The organism is Dyadobacter sp. CY356 (assembly GCF_021440195.1).
Taxonomy (GTDB): domain Bacteria; phylum Bacteroidota; class Bacteroidia; order Cytophagales; family Spirosomataceae; genus Dyadobacter.
On sequence record NZ_JAJTSZ010000015.1, the window covers coordinates 1 to 18,820 of the forward strand.

Annotated in this window: 13 protein-coding genes; 4 read left to right on the forward strand and 9 right to left on the reverse strand. The window is 39.3% G+C overall.

The genetic code is table 11. The features are described 5' to 3' along the window. Positions 1-220 precede the first annotated feature (220 nt). From LXL81_RS28655 to LXL81_RS28685, 7 genes are all read right to left on the reverse strand, one after another. Positions 221-3,028, reverse strand: coding sequence for a pitrilysin family protein (locus LXL81_RS28655; RefSeq protein ID WP_234651552.1), 2,808 nt, complete (start codon positions 3,026-3,028; stop codon positions 221-223). Positions 3,029-3,219: 191 nt separating this feature from the next. Further along, positions 3,220-4,071: a sugar phosphate isomerase/epimerase gene (locus tag LXL81_RS28660; RefSeq protein WP_234651554.1), complete on the reverse strand. Its 852-nt coding sequence runs from the start codon at positions 4,069-4,071 to the stop codon at positions 3,220-3,222. Between the two features lie 17 nt (positions 4,072-4,088). Continuing rightward, positions 4,089-6,041: an LTA synthase family protein gene (locus LXL81_RS28665; protein WP_234651556.1), complete on the reverse strand. Its 1,953-nt coding sequence runs from the start codon at positions 6,039-6,041 to the stop codon at positions 4,089-4,091. A 35-nt stretch (positions 6,042-6,076) separates the two neighbouring features. Beyond that, complete coding sequence (locus LXL81_RS28670) at positions 6,077-6,796, reverse strand: lipocalin family protein (RefSeq protein WP_234651558.1); 720 nt, start codon at positions 6,794-6,796, stop codon at positions 6,077-6,079. A gap of 149 nt (positions 6,797-6,945) precedes the next feature. Beyond that, entirely contained in the window at positions 6,946-7,785 is an 840-nt protein-coding gene (lgt, locus tag LXL81_RS28675) for a prolipoprotein diacylglyceryl transferase (RefSeq protein WP_234651569.1), read from the reverse strand. A gap of 184 nt (positions 7,786-7,969) precedes the next feature. Beyond that, the gene (locus tag LXL81_RS28680) at positions 7,970-8,476 is read right to left on the reverse strand and encodes an RNA polymerase sigma factor (protein WP_234651571.1); all 507 of its coding nucleotides are present in this window, start codon (positions 8,474-8,476) and stop codon (positions 7,970-7,972) included. 90 nt (positions 8,477-8,566) lie between these two features. Then, complete coding sequence (locus tag LXL81_RS28685; RefSeq protein ID WP_234651573.1) at positions 8,567-11,530, reverse strand: DNA polymerase III subunit alpha; 2,964 nt, start codon at positions 11,528-11,530, stop codon at positions 8,567-8,569. A gap of 81 nt (positions 11,531-11,611) precedes the next feature. Between LXL81_RS28685 and LXL81_RS28690 the strand changes: the two genes are divergently transcribed. Both LXL81_RS28690 and LXL81_RS28695 read left to right on the forward strand, forming a co-directional pair. Then, a complete protein-coding gene (locus LXL81_RS28690; RefSeq protein WP_234651574.1) occupies positions 11,612-11,839 on the forward strand; it encodes a hypothetical protein in 228 nt (75 codons plus the stop codon). Then, positions 11,836-12,153, forward strand: coding sequence for a type II toxin-antitoxin system PemK/MazF family toxin (locus tag LXL81_RS28695; RefSeq protein WP_234651576.1), 318 nt, complete (start codon positions 11,836-11,838; stop codon positions 12,151-12,153). The genes LXL81_RS28690 and LXL81_RS28695 overlap by 4 nt, the downstream gene beginning before the upstream one ends. Before the next feature lie 12 nt (positions 12,154-12,165). Here the strand turns inward: LXL81_RS28695 and dinB are convergent, their stop codons facing one another. After that, positions 12,166-13,398, reverse strand: coding sequence for a DNA polymerase IV (gene dinB, locus LXL81_RS28700; RefSeq protein WP_234651578.1), 1,233 nt, complete (start codon positions 13,396-13,398; stop codon positions 12,166-12,168). 134 nt (positions 13,399-13,532) lie between these two features. Between dinB and LXL81_RS28705 the strand changes: the two genes are divergently transcribed. Continuing rightward, complete coding sequence (locus tag LXL81_RS28705; RefSeq protein WP_234651580.1) at positions 13,533-14,294, forward strand: LexA family transcriptional regulator; 762 nt, start codon at positions 13,533-13,535, stop codon at positions 14,292-14,294. A gap of 68 nt (positions 14,295-14,362) precedes the next feature. After that, on the forward strand, positions 14,363-14,959 hold the full coding sequence (locus LXL81_RS28710; protein ID WP_234651582.1) for a 2OG-Fe(II) oxygenase: 597 nt from the start codon (positions 14,363-14,365) through the stop codon (positions 14,957-14,959). Positions 14,960-15,037: 78 nt separating this feature from the next. On the opposite strand, the gene LXL81_RS28715 is transcribed toward LXL81_RS28710, so the two are convergent. Further along, positions 15,038-18,040, reverse strand: coding sequence for a TonB-dependent receptor (locus LXL81_RS28715; protein WP_234651584.1), 3,003 nt, complete (start codon positions 18,038-18,040; stop codon positions 15,038-15,040). Positions 18,041-18,820: the final 780 nt, after the last annotated feature.

An 18,820-nucleotide genomic window follows, 5' to 3' on the forward strand; every position in this document is an offset into this window, starting at 1 on the left:
GACAATATTAAATTGCCCTGCCTAACGTGCATGGAATAAATTCCTGCTTCTGAAAGCGTAATTTATAAAAATATTTAATCTTTTACTTGACTTTTAACACAGCACCTTGGGTTAGTATTGTCGAGGAATGAATATCCAGTGAGACAAAAATTAACCCAAGGCTTCAGCCTAGGGTCAGGAATACCACTAGATATATCCGGGCTTTAGCCCGCAGCATTTTTTATTTCTTCTCAGGCATCAACACAACTTTGATAAAATTATCATCCGAGAAATATTGATTCGCTGCTGCTTTAGTACTCGCCACAGTGATTGATTTTAACAATTTATCTTCTTCAAGAACTTCATTCAAATCATCTCCAAGGAAAGTATTTTCATCAATATAGTTAATCCAGAAGCCATTTGTTTTCAATGCAACTTCTGTCTTGCGCTTAGTTTCAGCGACAAATTTTTCGATATCTTTTGGATCAGCACCGTTTTCTTTGATCTTTTTCATCTCAGCCAATGTACGGCTTACCAGTTTATCTACATTTTCAGGAGCACAGCCGAAACCGATATTGAAACGATAATGTCCGGTAGGGAGTTTGTCGACATCCTCGGAAACACGCACTCCATAAACACCGCTTTCTTCCTCGCGAAGTGCTTCGATCAGCTTAATTTGAAGTACTTCCTGTAATGCTTCAATCTGAATATTGTTTTCAGGTTTGTAGTCATATTCACCGCTGCTAACAATTGTAACGCGGCTTTTTGGTTCCAGACCTTTATATACTGTTTTTTCAATACGCCCTTTTGGTGGGAAGATATTTGGATGTTTGTAAGTATCATCGCGATCTGTTGACGGTAAACCACCGATGTACTTTTCAAGCAACGGCTTTATGGCATCTACTTTAAATGCACCGACAAATGTGAAAACAAAGTCAGAAGCGTCGGCAAACCGGTTTTTATAAATTTCAATACCACGATCCAGACTTACTTTGTCAATACTTTCCGGTGTCAGTGGACGGCGGTCGGGATTGTTGCTCGTTAAAACTGCATTCAGCGTATCAGAATAAACTTTATCCGGGGTCAAAGTTTTGCGCATATTTTCCAGATAAGATTTCTGGTTAGCAAGCATCCCACCTACAACTTCTGCATCCTTGCGAGGTTCGGTGAAATAGGTGTAGATCAATTGCAGCGTAGTTTCCAGATCTTTCGGGTTGGTACTGCCCTCTACACCTTCCTTTAATTCGTTCAGATATGGCTCAACACCAACCGTTTTTCCGGCAAGAAACTTTTGCAACTGGGTTTGGTTATACGGCCCGACACCACCCGACTGAAGCATATAACTCGTCATGATACCCGTTTCTCTCTCTCCCGGAAACAATGAGTATCCGCCTTTCCCGGTAGCCTGAATCAGGATTTCGTCATTTTTAAAATCAGTAGGTTTTAAAAGGACTTTTACGCCGTTTGACAAAACAAGTTCCGTTATCCCCAGTTTTTCATCTGTTTTTTCACTGGTCACTTTGCCTGGTTTCGGTTCTGTTTTAAGAAGTGGTGAATCCAGTACGTCGTCAACATATGCTTTCAAATCAGTGTTTGTTTGCGTCAGCATAGTCCTGATTTTCGCTTCGGTCGGCAGCGCATCTTTTCCTTTTTCCGGGCCCATGATCACCACAGCTCTGTTTTTATCTGTAATGTATTTCTTAGCCAGTGCGTTAACTTCTTCAAGTTTTATACCGCCAATGTTTTTTTGAAGAAAAGTATAATAATCTTCTATACCCATGTAAGGCTTCTGGTGTAAGAAATTGTCCAGATATTCCTGTACATAATTTGCCGATTTAGTTTTATCTTTTTCCTTCAAAGACTGCTCCATCTGATTCATGAAATCTTTCTTCGCCCTTTCAAGCTCAGGCGCAGTGAAACCAAATTTCTGAACGCGTGCATTTTCTTCCAGCAAAGCAGTCAAGGCAGTTTCGACAGAGGACGGATCTTTGGCAAGCGCAATTGAAGTATATGAATCAAGATTACCGAGGAAATCACTGTAACTGCTTGCACCATACAGGAACGGAGGATTCGCCTTTTGTGTAAGTTCCTGCATACGCTGGCCCATCATGGCATTATACAATCCCTGTGCAATGTTATTCCGAACATCAAACATCGATTTCTCCTTGGTACTTGGCTGTTTATAAATCAGCTGTATTACGTTTTGGGGATATTCTGAATCCGTAACGATCGCGACATCCGTACCTCCATTTAGCGGAATGGTATATTCTGTCCGCATTTTTGGTTTTGTTACGACGGGGATTTTACCAAACTTTTGAGCAATGATCGCTTCCACTTTGGCTACATCAAAATCGCCGACAGCCACAACAGCCATCAGATCCGGACGATACCAGTCTTTGTAAAATGCTTTTATACTTTCAGGTTTGAAAGTTTTAAGAATGCTGTCCTTTCCTATTGGTAAACGTTCTGCATATCGCGAATTATTCAGGATCATTTTTAAATATTTATCCCTCATACGCTGCTGTGCTCCGCGGCCCATACGCGATTCTTCCAAAACAACACCTCGTTCTTTTTCAATTTCGGCAGGATCAAGTAATGCTCCATGCGCCCAGTCATCCAGTACCTGCAAACCTTTTTCCAGTAAACCTGTTGAATCCGTCGGAATTGGAAGCATGTATACAGTTTCATCAAAACCTGTATACGCATTCAGGTCAGCACCAAAACGTACACCGGTTTTTTGAAGAAAATTGACAAGCTCATTTTTTGGGAAATTTGTAGTCCCGTTGAAGTTCATGTGCTCCATGAAATGGGCAAGTCCCTGTTGGGCATCCGTTTCTAAAACTGACCCTGCTTTTACGATTAATCGAAGTTCAGCCCGGTTTTTCGGCTCAGCATTTTTTTTAATATAATAGGTAATCCCGTTTTTTAATTTCCCGGTTTTGACGGTCGGGTCCAGCGGGATTTTTTGTGTGCGTAGATCTTGTGCAAAAGTTGGAATTAACGCCGCGGATATGCCCCAAACGCATAATACCAAGAGGGATTTTTTCATTTTACTGATATTAGGTTGATAAAATGTATGAAAACGAAATATATCGTTAATCAGTACGATTGCAAAGAGAGTGTATTAAAATATTTTAATCGTATTAGTCATAATGACTTATAAAAGGAGAATTGTTTTTAATTGAAAATGCAAATATCTGCCACAGATATTGTGTAGGATTTACCTGTGGCAGATAGAATTTATTGATATTTTTCAACCATTTTTTTCATGAAGGCCAGGCTGCCTTTTGCCAGATCTTCGGCATTGTATTTTGAAGGACGCCATAAGGATGTCGGGCCAACCAGTTCTCTAATTTCGGATGAGAAATTTTCCAGAACCAGGGCTCCGCTATAATCAATTTCCGATAAACCTTTAAATAATTCGTCCCAATGCACATTTCCTTCACCTAGCATGCCACGGTCGCTGTCTGTCATATGCACATGATATAATTTTGAACCTCCGGCCAGAACCGGATCGCGGAAATTACTTTCTTCAATATTCATGTGAAATGTATCCAGGTGCAAACCCAGATTAGTAGCGTTGACTTTATTGATCATCGTCATGGTTTCACCAGCCGCCGTGCAGATATAACTTTCATACCTGTTGATTGGCTCGATTCCGATTCTGATTCCAAGATTTTTTGCATAAGCTGCCACCTCGCTCCAGACCTGACAAATAATAACTTCCTCTTCCTTCGTTCGTGGAAGTCCGGTAAAAACCCCGATTCCTGAATGCAAAACCCCGCCCAGATAGTCAACTTCAAGAATTGCGGCCTTATCCAGCGCTGCTTTAATCAGTGTTGTTGCTTCTAACGGGTGGAAAGGTATGTGGCAATTTTTTGGCAGGTTCAGACCGCAAACAGCTCCGATGTTGTGTGCTTTTAATTGCTTTCTGACAGTTTCGGCATCAAAGTCCATGGAAACCGGGAGGAGTATTTCCAGTAGATCAAATCCAGTTTCTGCTGTTTTTTTTATGGCGTAAAGTCCGGCTTCCGGAGTCCAGACTGGCGGGATCCAGGATAAAATAGAAGCGCCGTATTTTGGGTTGATCATAACTTTATAAATTAAGTTTACTTCAGCAGCTTATTTTTAAACTGATAACTGGCCGTTTGATACCATGTTATGGCTTCTTTGGTCAATGATTTATTTTCCTGCGTTTCTTTTGCTGTCCCATCTTTAAAATCAGGAACAAAAGATTCCACTATACGCTGCGGTTTTAGGATAACCAATGTATCTTTTCTGACATAACCTAAACTTTGGTAAGTACTGATAAATGCCCTTTCGCGGCCTTCTTCCAGTTTGAAAATATCGTACCCGAAGAATTTACTGGTGTAAGAAAAGTTGAGCAAACCAAGGATCGTCGGCCCAAGATCGATCTGGCTCATCAACCGTTCCATTTTTGCAGGCTGAATATTTCCTGGCGAATAGATCAAAAGCGGAATCAGGTATTTGTTGACCGGCAGATCGGTTTTTCCGGCACTTGAAGCACAATGATCTGCTACGATAACAAAAAGCGTATTCTTGAACCAGGGTTTTGTTTTTGCTTCTTTGATGAATTTTCCTATCGCATAATCCGTGTATTTGACTGCACCTTCTCTGCTGGTATGTGAGGGAATGTCAATCCGCCCATCCGGATAGGTAAAAGGTCTATGGTTGGATGTGGTCATGATATGCGCAAAAACCGGCTTTCCGTTTTTAATTGTTTTTTCAATTTCACGGGTTGCCAAAGTAAACAGATTCTCATCAGCGACGCCCCAGATATTCTCGTAGGCAATATCTTTTTTAGCAATCTTCTTTCTGTCAACAACCTCGTAATCGTTGTTTTTAAAGAAATAACCCATGTTGTCAAAATAGCCATATCCGCCGTAAATGAATTTGCTTTCGTAACCTTTCTCTTTAAAAACCCGGCCCATTGAAAAAAGCCCTTCGTTTTTGGGTCGTCTTACTATGGATTGTCCCGGTGTTGGTGGCGTGCCAACAGAAAGTGCTTCAAGCCCGCGGACTGTTCTTGTTCCGGTTGCATATAAATGCGTAAATAGTAAGCTATGAGCCGCAAGGGAATCCAGATTTGGAGTAATTTTTTGTGTATTGCCAAAAGCTCCTAAAAAATCTGCGCTTAGACTTTCAACGCTGATCAGCACAACATTCATCTTTTTTTCTGCGCCCGGATTGATGATTTTTCTTTCAATACTAAATGGATTGTTATCCACAAAATGGCTCTCTGGAGTTTTAATTTTTTCACGGATTATTTTGAATGCTTCTTCATCAGGAATTTTGTGATAAAACTGGGCATAATCCAGCTCGTTATTTCTGTAAGCAGCAAAAAGCTCATAAAGCCCGTTTCCTGCAAGTTCGTTGACATAGGTGTTTTCGGAAAACTGTCTGGTTTTATTAGTAATCAGGAAAAATGACGCTGCCAGGAAAAATAAATAGACCAGCATCCAGACGGATCTTGTTTTAAAGGGAAGCGCATGATCAGCTGCTTTTCTGATCATCGGGGCTAAAAAATATACAAATCCCGCAGTTAACGCAACGAGAAAAATTATGATCAGTTCTACCGGATATGACTGACGGATGTTACCGATTACTTCATTGGTATAAACCAGATAATCAACCGCTATGAAATTAAAACGTGCGTTGAATTCGTCCCAAAAAAACCATTCAGAAACTGTATTAAATAAAAGTCCGAAAATGAAAAATGAGAAAATGCCATACAGCAAATTTCGCTGCCAGTTTTTCTTAAAAGCTTTATCTGACATCAGCCAGATATAAATCATAAACGGTAATATAAAATACAGGGCATTGACCAGATCATAAAACAACCCGATACCGAAAATGCCGGGGATATTTATAAATGTAAAGTCAACCGCAGAGGCAGATTTGACCAGAAGGGCAAGTCTTGTAAGTGTCGATAAAACAACAAGAATGGAGGTTAATAATGCGGCTAGTCCAAAAGAGTGATCATAAGGCTTTGGAAAGGATATACGTTTTGCTGTAACCGGATTTTCAGCGGATTTAATCATTAAAGGTTAGGGGAGAAGGGTGAAATTTATTTTAGTTAAGGGCAATTACTTTTTTTGAAAGTGAGGCCATTTTTGAAACTAAGTTTCGCTCTGTTTATAAAACTCACCTTATTATCAAGCTCCTGAACATCACCAAAACCCTCTATGAAATTATTGTCTTTTTTGATCATCACAACTTCCCTCGCCGAGGTTGAGCCTTCGGATAAAAATGTGTAATCCGCAATAAGCGTATCACCAAACATTTTGCCTTTGATTGTTCCGTTATTGCGGTCTTTTTCAAAGAAACGGTATTCCAGATTTCCTGACACCATATTTTCTACCACATTGATATGGAGTATTGCAGTATCCTTTTTTGCAGAAAAAGTGTAACAGTCAAAAGTTTCAAAAGCCCTGACGAGTTTGCCGGGAACATTGGTTTTAGTATAAGTGATCTCGTTGCCGTCTGTCTTTTTCAGAACGAGGATACTATCACTGACAGAAACGATTTTTAAAGTATCTGAAAATTCTTCTTTTGCTTCTGAATTTTTGGTGCCACGAAGAATCAGCAGGTCACCAAATTTTTCCCATTTATGATAAAGCTTGTCATTGAGATTAATTGAAGCGGCATTTCCTTCATCTTTCAATGTGAAACCTTGCTTATGTTGAGGTTGCTCATCCATGGATCTGACCCAACTTCCGGAAATAGATCCGGATTCTTTATTGCATGCAGTGAGCATGCAGCTAACTAGTGCTGTAAAAAGAATTATTTTTTTCATTAAAACCTTTATGAACGATTACAAACAGATAATGATGATTTTGCTGTTTTAACGTGCCAAGGTATGAAATATGATTCTGTTGAGGAAAATTGTGAGTGAAGAAAGAATTAGTCTAAGGATAAATGGTAAATGCAAACCGGAAGTAATATTTAGATTTTATCAATTTTGGAGATATTATTTACAGAATAATCTAAATTAATTAATACCATACCGATCAAAATAAATGGTATACTTAAAATTTGTCCCATGTTGATAATTAATTCACTTTCAAAGGGTTCCTGGTCGATTTTGAAGTATTCGTCGATAAATCTGAAAGTGAAAAGTAGTATGAGAAAAATACCCAATAGAAACCCATTGTGAATCTTGGTGACTTTTAATTTCCAGATTGTAAACATAATTACAAAAAGGAATAGACAGAAAACAGATTCATACAGTTGTGCCGGATGTCTTGGTATGGCATCAATAGTTGTAAAAATGAATCCCCATGGCATTTTAGTAGGAATTCCAATCATTTCCGAATTCATCAGGTTGCCAAATCTTACGAAAACGCCGACCAATGCAACGATAATCGTCATTCTGTCCAGTATCCATAAATAGTTTTCTTTATATTTTCTGCAAAAAAGATATACGGAAAGAAAAATTCCTATGCCTCCTCCATGGCTCGCAAGTCCTGACAATCCGGTAAATTCAAAATGTGGAGAAAGCCGGATAGGTAATATTTCGATGGGATGATGCCAGTAATAGATTGGATCGTAAAAAAGAATGTGGCCCAAACGGGCACCGAGTAACGTACCAATAATTACATACGTCGCCAGAATATCAAGTTGTTCGACTGGTTTTTCTTCCTTTTTGTAGATATAAAGCATAACCTGATACCCTAAAAATATTCCCAGTGCCCAGCATAGGCCGTACCATTTTGGGATTTCAAGTCCTGGAAATACATTGGACCGTACGTTCCAAATTATGTAAGTGATAGTTGCAGTAAGCATTTAAACATAACAATTTTGACAAAACAGAATCAGAAACGAGAATACAGCAGCATTTTTGAGCAGACGTTCTGTTGAGAAATAAAATGACGGATTATTCGCATTTTCAATGATATCCAATATTTCTTTATCATTGATTTCAATGGAACTATTCAATTTTTGAAAGGCTTTCCAGGACGATTTGTAATTATCTGAGTTCATTTAAGATGGTATTAAATGCTTCTTTGAGTTTAATTTTAATGCGGTTCATTCTTGTACTGATATTCGTGGCTGTCAGTTTTAATGTTTCCGCAATTTCTTTGTTACTGTATCCTTCAAAATGTAGAATCATGATGGCTTTATCAGTTGCTTCAAGTTGGTTGACAAGAAATAGCAGTTGCTGGATATCGTCATTTGTATCGAACTTATTATCAGGACTATTAAAATGCGACTCCGATAATAATTCCTGGGATGAATTTTTATGATCTTTTTTAGCTTTTGCCAGCATTGTATTGAGTGCCACTCTGTAAATCCAGGTACTGATTTTAGAGTCATTCCGGAATGTTGGCAGAGATTTCCAGAGCTGTAAAATAATGTCTTGTCTCGCATCTTTTATGTCCTCATCATCCGTATAATAAATGCGGGAGATACTATTGATAATTCCCTGATTTTCCTGGATGACCTGTACGAAGCAAGATTTATTTGTCGAATCCATTGCTGATACTTGTTTTAAAACATTAGTATGAATTGCAAGGAAAATGTCACAAGAGAAGTGATATTAATTTTGAAGTTACGAAATTCCCCATCACCTCAAAGCTAAATCCATCCGTACAATTTCAGTGACCTCTATACTTAAAAATCCAAACTCATCAATTACTTTTCCGTAAATCTTGTAAACTCCTTTGGTTGAGAAATTGTACTTTGCGGCTACCTGAGGGAAATGTACGGTATCGATAAACTGTCCTTCCTGATCCAGAAATGTTCCAAATTGCATTCTTTCCCCTTTTGATGTTCTCGTGTTTTTAACGGCCACCAGATATCCGTATTGAACAATATCCTGATTGATATATTGATGCAGATCTTTTGACATCACGCTTTTTGACATTGGCGTTTTAACGAGTTCAAAAGGATTGCAAAGCGGAAATCCCAGTAGTTCGATCTGGTCATAGGCTTCGTCGGTTCGGGAAGTTTCAAATTTTGGCAATTCAAAATCTTTAACTTCTACCTGGAATAATTGCTTTTGCGGGACTTTCTGAGGTGCTTTATTTAGTCTGAAATGTGCTTTCCACAGCAATGTTTTTTTATCAATTTTAGTAAAACGAAAAGCATTGATACGAATCAGGATTGTGATCTGTTCAATGGAAATAGACACACGGTCCAGAAAATTATTAAGAGATGTAAAATCTCCTTCTGCCTCCCGGGCCTCCAGAATTTTGATAATGGTCTTTTCTTCAATTTCATTTAAAGCGGACATCCCCAGATAAATGTCAGTTCCTTCAATCACAGCTTGTGCATGGCTATGATTGACACAAGGTGCCAGCACATTCCCACCCATCATTCTGGCTTCATGTACGTATAATTCCGGTGCATAAAAGCCGCCGCCATTATTTAAAACCGCCACCATAAATTCCAGTGGATAATAGGCTTTCAGGAAAAGTGTCTGGTAACTTTCCACCGCATAAGACGCAGAATGGCCTTTGGCAAAAGCATAACCGGCAAAACTGGCAATCTGCGCCCATATCTGCTCGGTGACTATCGGGTCATACTTTTTTTCTTTACAATTTTTGAAAAATTTTGCTTTTACAAATTCAAATTCATCACGTCCGCGAAATTTTCCACTCATTCCACGCCGGATCACGTCTGCTTCTCCCAGTGTCAGACCTGCAAAATAATGGGCAACCTTGATCACATCTTCCTGATAAACCATAATACCGTATGTTTCCGGCATAAGATCCAGCAAAACCGGATGTGCATCTTTGGTTCTGGAATTATCCTGATGCCGCAAAATATATTCCCGCATCATCCCGCTTTTGGCAACACCCGGACGGATAATAGAGCTCGCCGCCACCAGACCGAGGTAGTTATCAACCTGAAGCTTTTTTAAAAGCATGCGCATCGCCGGCGATTCCACATAAAAACAGCCAATACACTGCGCCTCTTTGATCAGGTTATTGATTTTCGGATCGAGCTTGAATTTCTTCACATCATCGATATCTATCTCAGGCGCATCGGGACGGTTATATTTAATAATTTCCAGCGTTTCTTTGATTTTTGCCAGTCCGCGCTGACTGAGAATATCATATTTGTTCAAACCCACATCTTCTGCAATCACCATGTCAAACTGCGTGGTCGGGAAACCTTTTGGCGGCAGATCAGTCGCTGAGAAATAATGAATCGGACGCTCTGAAATAAGTATACCACCGGCGTGAATGCTCAGGTGATTTGGCTGGTTATTTTCCTGAAAATATTGTGCATATTTAATGACCAATCCGGAAAGCTGATCCAGTTTTTTTGGATCATACTTCCCATCACTGAGCAAATCAATTTCATAGGTCGGCAAACCAAAAACTTTCCCCAGCTCCCTGACGGCCGCACTATGCTGAAAAGTACTGTAAGTGCCCAAAAGTGCCGCCTGGCCTTTTGTTCCAAATTTTTTGAAGATATAATCAGTAATATCCTCCCGGTCTTTCCACGAAAAATCTATGTCAAAATCGGGAGGATTTTTTCTATGTATGTTGATGAAGCGTTCAAAATACAAATCAAGTTCTATCGGGTCTACATTGGTAATACCCAGCAAATAAGCCACAATACTATTGGCACCGCTGCCGCGGCCAACGTAGAAATAATTCTTCCGTCGTGCATAACTTACAATATCATGATTTACCAAAAAGAAAGGAATGAAATTCTGTTTCTGGATCAGTTCCAGCTCCATTGATATGCGATCAAAAATCTGATCTGTTATATTATTTCCATACCGGTATCCAAGCGCATCATAACTTTTCTGACGCAGACGCTGGTAATCTTCTGCTTCACTTTTAGTATATATTCTTAAATTCTGATGTTCCCTGTTTTCTCCAAAAGTGAAACGGATACTACATTCGTCCATCAGTTTTTCGGTGTTATAAACGATGGTGTCGAAATTTTTAAATTGATATTTCAGGACATTTGAAGGCAGCATTTGTTCCGTTTCTTCTGCTGTACCAAAAGTGGACACTTTACTTAGTAAAGTGTTTTCATCAATTGAACGTAAAAGCCGGTGTGCGCTAAAATCCTTTTTATGCCGGAAACTGACAGGATGTAAAATGACAAATTTATCAAGCCGGTTACGCAAAGGAGAAAACTGAACGCGGTTGAGGTCCTTGATTGATATACCGATGTATTCGTTTGGGCTGAATATTTCCTTTTTTGTTTTTAATAACTGCTCAAAAGGGTAGATGAAAACAGCGTTTTCAAGCGCAGGTGCCTGATCCGGAAATTCTATTTTTTGATGTGAATGCCCTGACAAATATTCATTCAGCTCCTGAAAACCTGCGTTATTTTTTGCCAGACCAATAAATTGCTGCTCAATCCCGTTTCTGAAATCAATACCTACAATGGGTTTGATATCATATTTTTCTGCCAGGCGTACAAAATTCAGGCAGCCGGACGTATTGTTTATGTCCGTCAGTGCCATTGCACTATAATTATTTTGTACGCAAAGTTCCAGCAAATCCTTTTCCGGAATCATTCCATAACGCAGGCTGAAATAGGAGTGGCAATTGAGTAACATGGGTTTTGGGAAATTAAACTTTATACTTACTTTTATTAATAATGAAATAGTGAAGTCGTCTTCATTTAGACCCTGATTATTATGTCACGTGACGCGTTAATAAAAGTTGCAATAGATAATTTGTCGAAGCTTTCGGATCAAAAAATAAAAGAGGTAACGGATTTTGCGGAATTTCTTCTAAGCAAATCTGAAGACTCTATATTAGTTGAAGGCATTCAAAAAATGGCTAGTGAGTCAAAATCATTTGATTTTTTAAATGACGAGGAAGATATTTACACCATAGCAGATTTAAAAGAAGTTTATAAATGAAGAAGGGTGATATTGTTTTGATTCCCTTTCCTTTTACCAATTTGAAAGATGTAAAAATTAGACCGGCATTGATTTTGATTTCAACTGATCTTGATGTGACAGTAGCATTTATCACTACGCAAATCAAGTGGCAGGAAAAAGATGATGTTATGATCGAACCTTCCATATTAAATGGTCTTAAAAAAGCTTCTTTAATTCGATTAAGTAAATTGACCACAATTGACAAAACATTAGTTATTGGAAAATTCGGAGTTTTGGAGACGTCAGAATTAAAACAAATCAATGCCAGTTTGATTAAATTGTTTGACTTATAATACCTTCCATCTCTAAGCATTTCTATGCGCCGGAATAATAGGCGGTTCCCCGTTAAACGGATTTCCCATACTTGATATATTGGCGATTCCTATGGTTGTGCCCCAGCTTACAATTGCATTTCCACGTTTGTCTGTCCCATAGCGGTTTCGTAAAAGATCCATTGCCTGATAGAGGTTAAGTTTTTCTTCGGAATCGTCAAACAAATTAATTTGATAATTTCCCCCGGCCAGATCGCTGAATGTGACACCCACAAGTCTTACCATCATTCTTCTGTTATATAACTGATCAAATAATTTCTCCACTTGTGGAATCAGCAAATGATCCGCTGAGGTGTACGGGATTTTGAGTTGTTTGGAAAAAGTATTAAAATCGGCATACCGGATTTTGACCGAAATACAGGATGTCAGCTTCTCGCCATTCCTGAGCTGAAAAGCAAGATTCTCAGCCATGGCCCTGATCATTTCCCGCATCTTGGTTGTATCGCCCGTATCTCTCGCAAAAGTCCGTTCGTTGGAAATTGACTTTCGCTCGTGAAAAGGTGTGATTGGCGTATCGTCTATTCCATTGGCGCGGTTCCAAAGCACAACGCCATTTTTGCCCAGTACTTTACTCATCATTTCAACGGGCATTTCCTGGATTGTTCTCACATGTTTTATGCCAAGATTATATAGTATCTGATTGGTTTTATCGCCAACCATCGGTATTTTTTTGACGAGCATTGGTGCGAGAAATGACTTTTCAGTTCCAAATTCAATCTTTCTTTCATTATCCGGTTTTGCCGTTCCTGTGGCTACTTTCGAAACCAGTTTATTAGAAGACAGTCCAAAAGAAATAGGCAGCCCTGCGTCTTTTTTGATACGCATTCGCAGTTCGTGCGCCATTTTATAGGATGATGCATAAAACTTATCCATGCCTGACAGATCGGCATAAAATTCATCAATACTCGCTTTCTCAAAAACCGGAACGGCTTCACGAATGATCTCGGTAACTTCTTTTGAATGTTTTGAATAAACACCACCTTCACCCCGGATTACAATCGCTTCAGGACAGAGATTTTTCGCCATTTTCATCGACATACCTGAATGAACCCCATATGGGCGTGTTTCATAGCTGCACGCAGCCACAACGCCGCGGTCACCTGTCCCTCCAACGAGAATTGGTTTGTTTTCTAGCCGGCTATCAATCTTACGTTCAACCGATACAAAAAATGTATCAAGGTCCATATGTAGTATGGTTCGCTCCATGGTGAATTGGAATTTTTACTTATCAATGGAATATTTCCAAAATTATGGAATATTTCCTGATATAGCAATGGATTTATTCCAAAAAATTGTATCTTTGATATGATTACTCATTTAAGTACAAGTTTACCAGACATATGCCCATCGAAGAGGAAAGTAAACGTTTCAAACAATTAAGGGAAGAGCTGAACCTGACGCAGGCTGCATTTGCCGAGCAACTGGGTATCAGTATGACGACGGCCGACATTGAGCGGGGAAGGACGCGCATACCCGGACAGGTTGTTAAAGAGCTTTTAAAACAGCATAATATTAATCCGCTCTGGCTGTTTGGTGAGAGCGGACAGAAATATCTGCGCATTGGTGACGCTGCCATGAATCCGAAAGTTGTGACAGTTGATAATACGGGAGAAGAAAATATTGTGATGGTGAACGCAAAAGCGGCTGCCGGATATCCATTGAATCTGGGAGATACGCGCTGGTTTGAAAGTTTGCCGGCTTTCAGTATTCCGCTTCCTGAATATCGAAACGCCACTTTTCGTGGATTTCAGGTGGATGGAGATAGTATGATGCCGGTTTTACAATCCGATGAATGGATTGTGGGAAAAGCAGTGGAAGGCTGGGATGATGTGAAAAATAACAAAATGTATGTGATTGTAACGGCGGATAGTATCCTTGTGAAAAAAATTCAGAAAAGTGAGAAAAGCACATTTGTGAGCCTGATTTCATTAAATCCTGAATATGCTCCGATTTCTGTTGACCGGAGCGAAGTAAGGGAACTATGGCTGGTAAACAGTAAGCTGACGTTTGATATGGAAACAAATGCTGCGAACATCAGTTTGCAGAACATCCATCAGGAAATGAAGGAATTGAAAGAGGAAGTGAGGAAGCTGGCCAGATAATTTTGTCTGGCGGCGGGTTGGTAAAAGCCTTTATTTACTCAACGTTATTATTAAATACAAGATTATTAATGGCCAGATTGTTTCCTTATATGCATATTCATAACTTTTTTAGCGATGAATTAAATGCTGAGATATTGGCTTATGCTGTAAAAAGGCAACTGGATTTTAAGCAGTCTGTGATTTATAGCAGAGGTGTAAAAAAGATATTGGATTCGCGCATTTCATTGACTTTAAAAGATTTTGAACCTTATAAAACGATTATCCAGGAAAGTGTCAGAAAGCGGATCCCTGCGTTGATCGATGGATTGAAAATATCAAAATTTAACGCAGGAGAAATTGAAACGGAATTTGTGTGTTATGCAGACGGGTCACTTTTCAAGGCGCATATTGATACTGCTGTTCATAAGAAAACAGACAAACCCAGGGTGATCAGTGCCGTTTATTATTTGCACAGCCTTCCCAGAAAGTTTGAAGGAGGAAATCTGCGGATTCATACGATTTCTATTGGAGAGGAAAAAGAAAAATCAACTGATATTTCTCCTGATAATAATTCGTTACTGGCCTTTCCATCTTTTGCTCCGCATGAAGTAAGACCTGTAATCGCGCCTGGAATTGATTTTAAAGACTGGCGTTTTGCTATTAATTGCTGGATTTTGAAAGCCTGATATGGTTAAAAGAAATTGGCCTGATCAGCGACATCATGTCTCACTGATCAGGCCAATATTTTTGTAAAAAAAGACGTCTTAGAACTGGAAGCTCAAACGTGCGTAATAATATGCACCCTGATATCCCATCTGATAATTGTCGTAAGCGAAACGACCAGAATCTGTCAGATCAGCGCGTGTTTTTGTTGGATATGTGTTTGTCACATTATCTCCGCCAATTGACACACGAAGTGCTTTAATGATCTGATAGCTGACACTCAAATCCATTGTTGCACGGGCTCCCAAAGTATAATCTGCATAAGGAGACGTGATATCGTCGGTTTCATGATAGTTGCTGTAATAATTTACACCACCATAATAAACACCGCGGATCATCGCAGACAAAGGTCCTTTTGTGTAAACAATAGAAGCGATGTATTTCTGACGTGGATTACCTCTCTCGAAACTTCCGCGGGAGCTACGGTTCAGGTAGATATCAGAAAGATATTGAGCGCGTAGTGTAGGATCTGTTGGCAAAGTATTGTTTGCCCCAATATTAAGCGGAGCAGGATATACTTTTGTGAATGCAACTGTGTTCCAGTTGGCTGCAAGAGAGAAAGTCATTTGGCCGCCTCTTCCTACAACCGTACGATAATTCGCTACAAGGTCAATACCTTTTGTTTCAACATCTGCTGCATTTGTAAAGAACTGAGCGATACCGTCAGCAGTAATAATGTTACTGAAATTTCCACCAATCACACTTCCGCCGAAACCACCCGTTTGAATGATCTTATCTTTGATGTGGATATAATACGCATCCGCAGTTACTTCAAGTCCGGTAATTAACTGGGAAGTAAGACCGAAACTGATGTTTGTAGAACGTTCCTGTTTCAATTTTGGAATACCCAAAGCTTTTGCAGCCGTACTATTGTTTGTAAAATATCCCTGATCAAAAGGAACACCACCCGGAGTGAAACCAGTTGAAGTTTGTGCATAATACAATTCCTGAAGACTTGGCGCACGGAAACCAGTACTGATAGAACCGCGAACGGCAAACATATCAGGAATGATGGAATAACGTGTTGCAAATTTGCCAGTCAACACACCACCGAAATCGCTGTAATGTTCGTAACGTGCGGCGCCTTCAATCATGAAACGTTTGGTAACATCTACTTCAACATCCACATAACCAGCCATTACTGAACGGAAAGCGTTTGTTTCCTGCTCCGGAGCAAATCCGCGGAAACACTGACAGTTTGGAGAATATCCTTTGATATCCACTTTGTCACCTTTGTATGGAAGGATCAGATCAACATAAACCGTAGAATCTGCACCACTGATTGTTTTGATCGTTTGTTCAGATTTTACATCCTTGTTAACATTTTTTGTATAGTTGTAATTGTCAGAAGGTGCTGTGAAAGTACCGTAATCACCTTTGGTATACGATTCTTTCTGACCTGCCTTGATCTGGTAATTTTCAATACGCATTTCAGCACCGAAAGCCACATTGACACTTTTTAGTGCGCCGTTTCCCGGGTTTTCAAACAATTTTGTTAACCCTAAGTTGGTGGTATTCTGGATAAAATTGTTGTCTCCAAGACGCATCGTTGTTGGTGTAGATGGTCCGTAAGATGCATTCATCGTATTCACCATACCAAAACCAAACTTGCTGTTTCCAAAGGAATTGCTGAAATCAACATCAAAAATTCCTGCTTTACCTTTAACACCCATGGTTAAAGATCTGTCAGAAATGTTGGAAGTCAGCTGAGGCAAAAATCCGTTTGGATAAAGATCATTTAAGAAACGATCCTGCTGACGAGGAAAACGGTAATAACAACCACTTAAAGTATTACGATAGTTAAGTCCACCGAAAGCGTAAAATTCATTTTCTTTCATTGGCCCCAACGGAATGGCCATGTTCATGAAAATGGTACCGTTTTCAACTTTACTTAAACCGGTGATCATCTCAAAGTCTTTCTTTTTCAATCCACGTGCATCCTGTAATCCCTGATCGGTTTTCAGAGCTGCATTATCCGGATTTGCGATCAGTTCCGGATTTGTGATGATCGTTTGTCCGTATTCGTCTTTTCTTGTATTGTTCAAATAACTGTCATCAAAAACAGCTCCACTATATCCGCCTTTGGGAACACGGCTTGATTTTCCCTGCTGACTAAGTTCAAAAGTAAGGTTGATAAAACCACCTTTATCGCCTAGCGCAAAACCATAGTTACCCATGAATTGCTGCAATTTTCCGTCGGTACCGAATTTGTCTATATCCTTGTTTTTAGCCAAACCTGCATTTGCATAAAAACCGGTGTTATACATACCTGTAAAAACACCTACGCTTTTTTTCAATTCCATATTCACAACTCCTGCGATGGCATCAGAACCATACTGCGCTGCTGCACCGTCACGAAGAATTTCAACTTTTTCAACAGCTGCCAAAGGAATTGTGCGCATATCAACCGTTGTAGACGGGCCGGAATTATTGGCTACCAAAAGCAATGAAGAAGAATGACGGCGTTTTCCGTTTAATAAAACTAATGTCTGGTTAGGGGGTTGGTTACGCAGCTGCACGGCATCTACGTGTGAGGCAAGGTCGCCTCCTGGTATTTTAAGTGAGTTAAAAGACGGAGCAACTTGTTTCAAAAGCTGTCCTAGTTCCGTCTGAGGCATGTTTTGAGATATTTTCGCTACTGAAATTACATCCACTGGTGCGGGTGTATCCAGTTTTGTACGGGATGAATTCCGCGAACCGATTACAACCAGTTCAGAAAATTGTTTGGTATCACTTTCAAGAGATACATCGATTGTTCCCGATGATCCCACCGTTTTTTCCTGTGTTGCAAAACCAACAAAAGAAAAAGATAATATCGATTTTTCGCCTGGTACGGCGAGTTTGTAAGTGCCGTCAGCTCCCGTTATTGCTCCGATGTTGGTACCTTTTACCACAATACTAACACCAGGAAGCCCTGCTCCATCTTCTGTTGCAATAACCCGTCCTGAAACGGTTTTTTGCTGGGCGAATAAAATGTTTGTCAGTAAACAGCAAATGGCAACGAGAATTACAAACCTGACACTAAATGGTAATGATTTTGTCATGATGATTTAATGAATTAGTGAAATGGTAGGTCTTGATAAAAAACAATACACTAAGCCGTGATTTGGCCAACGATTTCCCTGACGGAAATATAAAAACATAGTAATTCCAGTAGCCGTAAATACAGTAACGACCGTTTTTTGCTCAAATAATTGAGCTTTACCAATAAAATCTGTTTGTAACCCTGCTTACAATCTTACTATGAAACAATAGTATTTATGCCCGCACGCATAGATTCAGGAAATGTTCATAGCTTCAACTCATTCTTTCAAAAATAGTTTAGGATTCGAAAAAAGAATCAATAAAGTCTAGCAACTCACGGGATGAGTCTGATAGCAAGCCAGACTTTCTATGATGCTAAATTCAACAGGATATTGTTTGTGTATTTATTAGAGCATTATATCAAACGTCCACAGGTGGGTCGTCGGTTAATTCTCTAAACTTTTAAAATTCATATTCTTCTGGTGCGGCTGGAAGATATATGAGGCTTGACTGGCTTTCGTCTTTTGGTTATCGACACTGTAAATGTATTGTTGTATTTGTAAAATACAAAATAAAAATACTTAATTTTTTCAAAAAGCCATATTAAAACATCATTCTTTGCGTTAAAGGCACTTTTGTATTACGAATTTAGAATCAATCAAAAAGTGCAAATAATTTATAGATATGAAATGTTTCAATTTATTATTTTAATAATGCAATAGCGGTAATTTTACTCCTGTAAATGAGATTTATGAATCGGTTATAAACTAAAAAAAGTCACTGAATAGTGACTTTTAGTA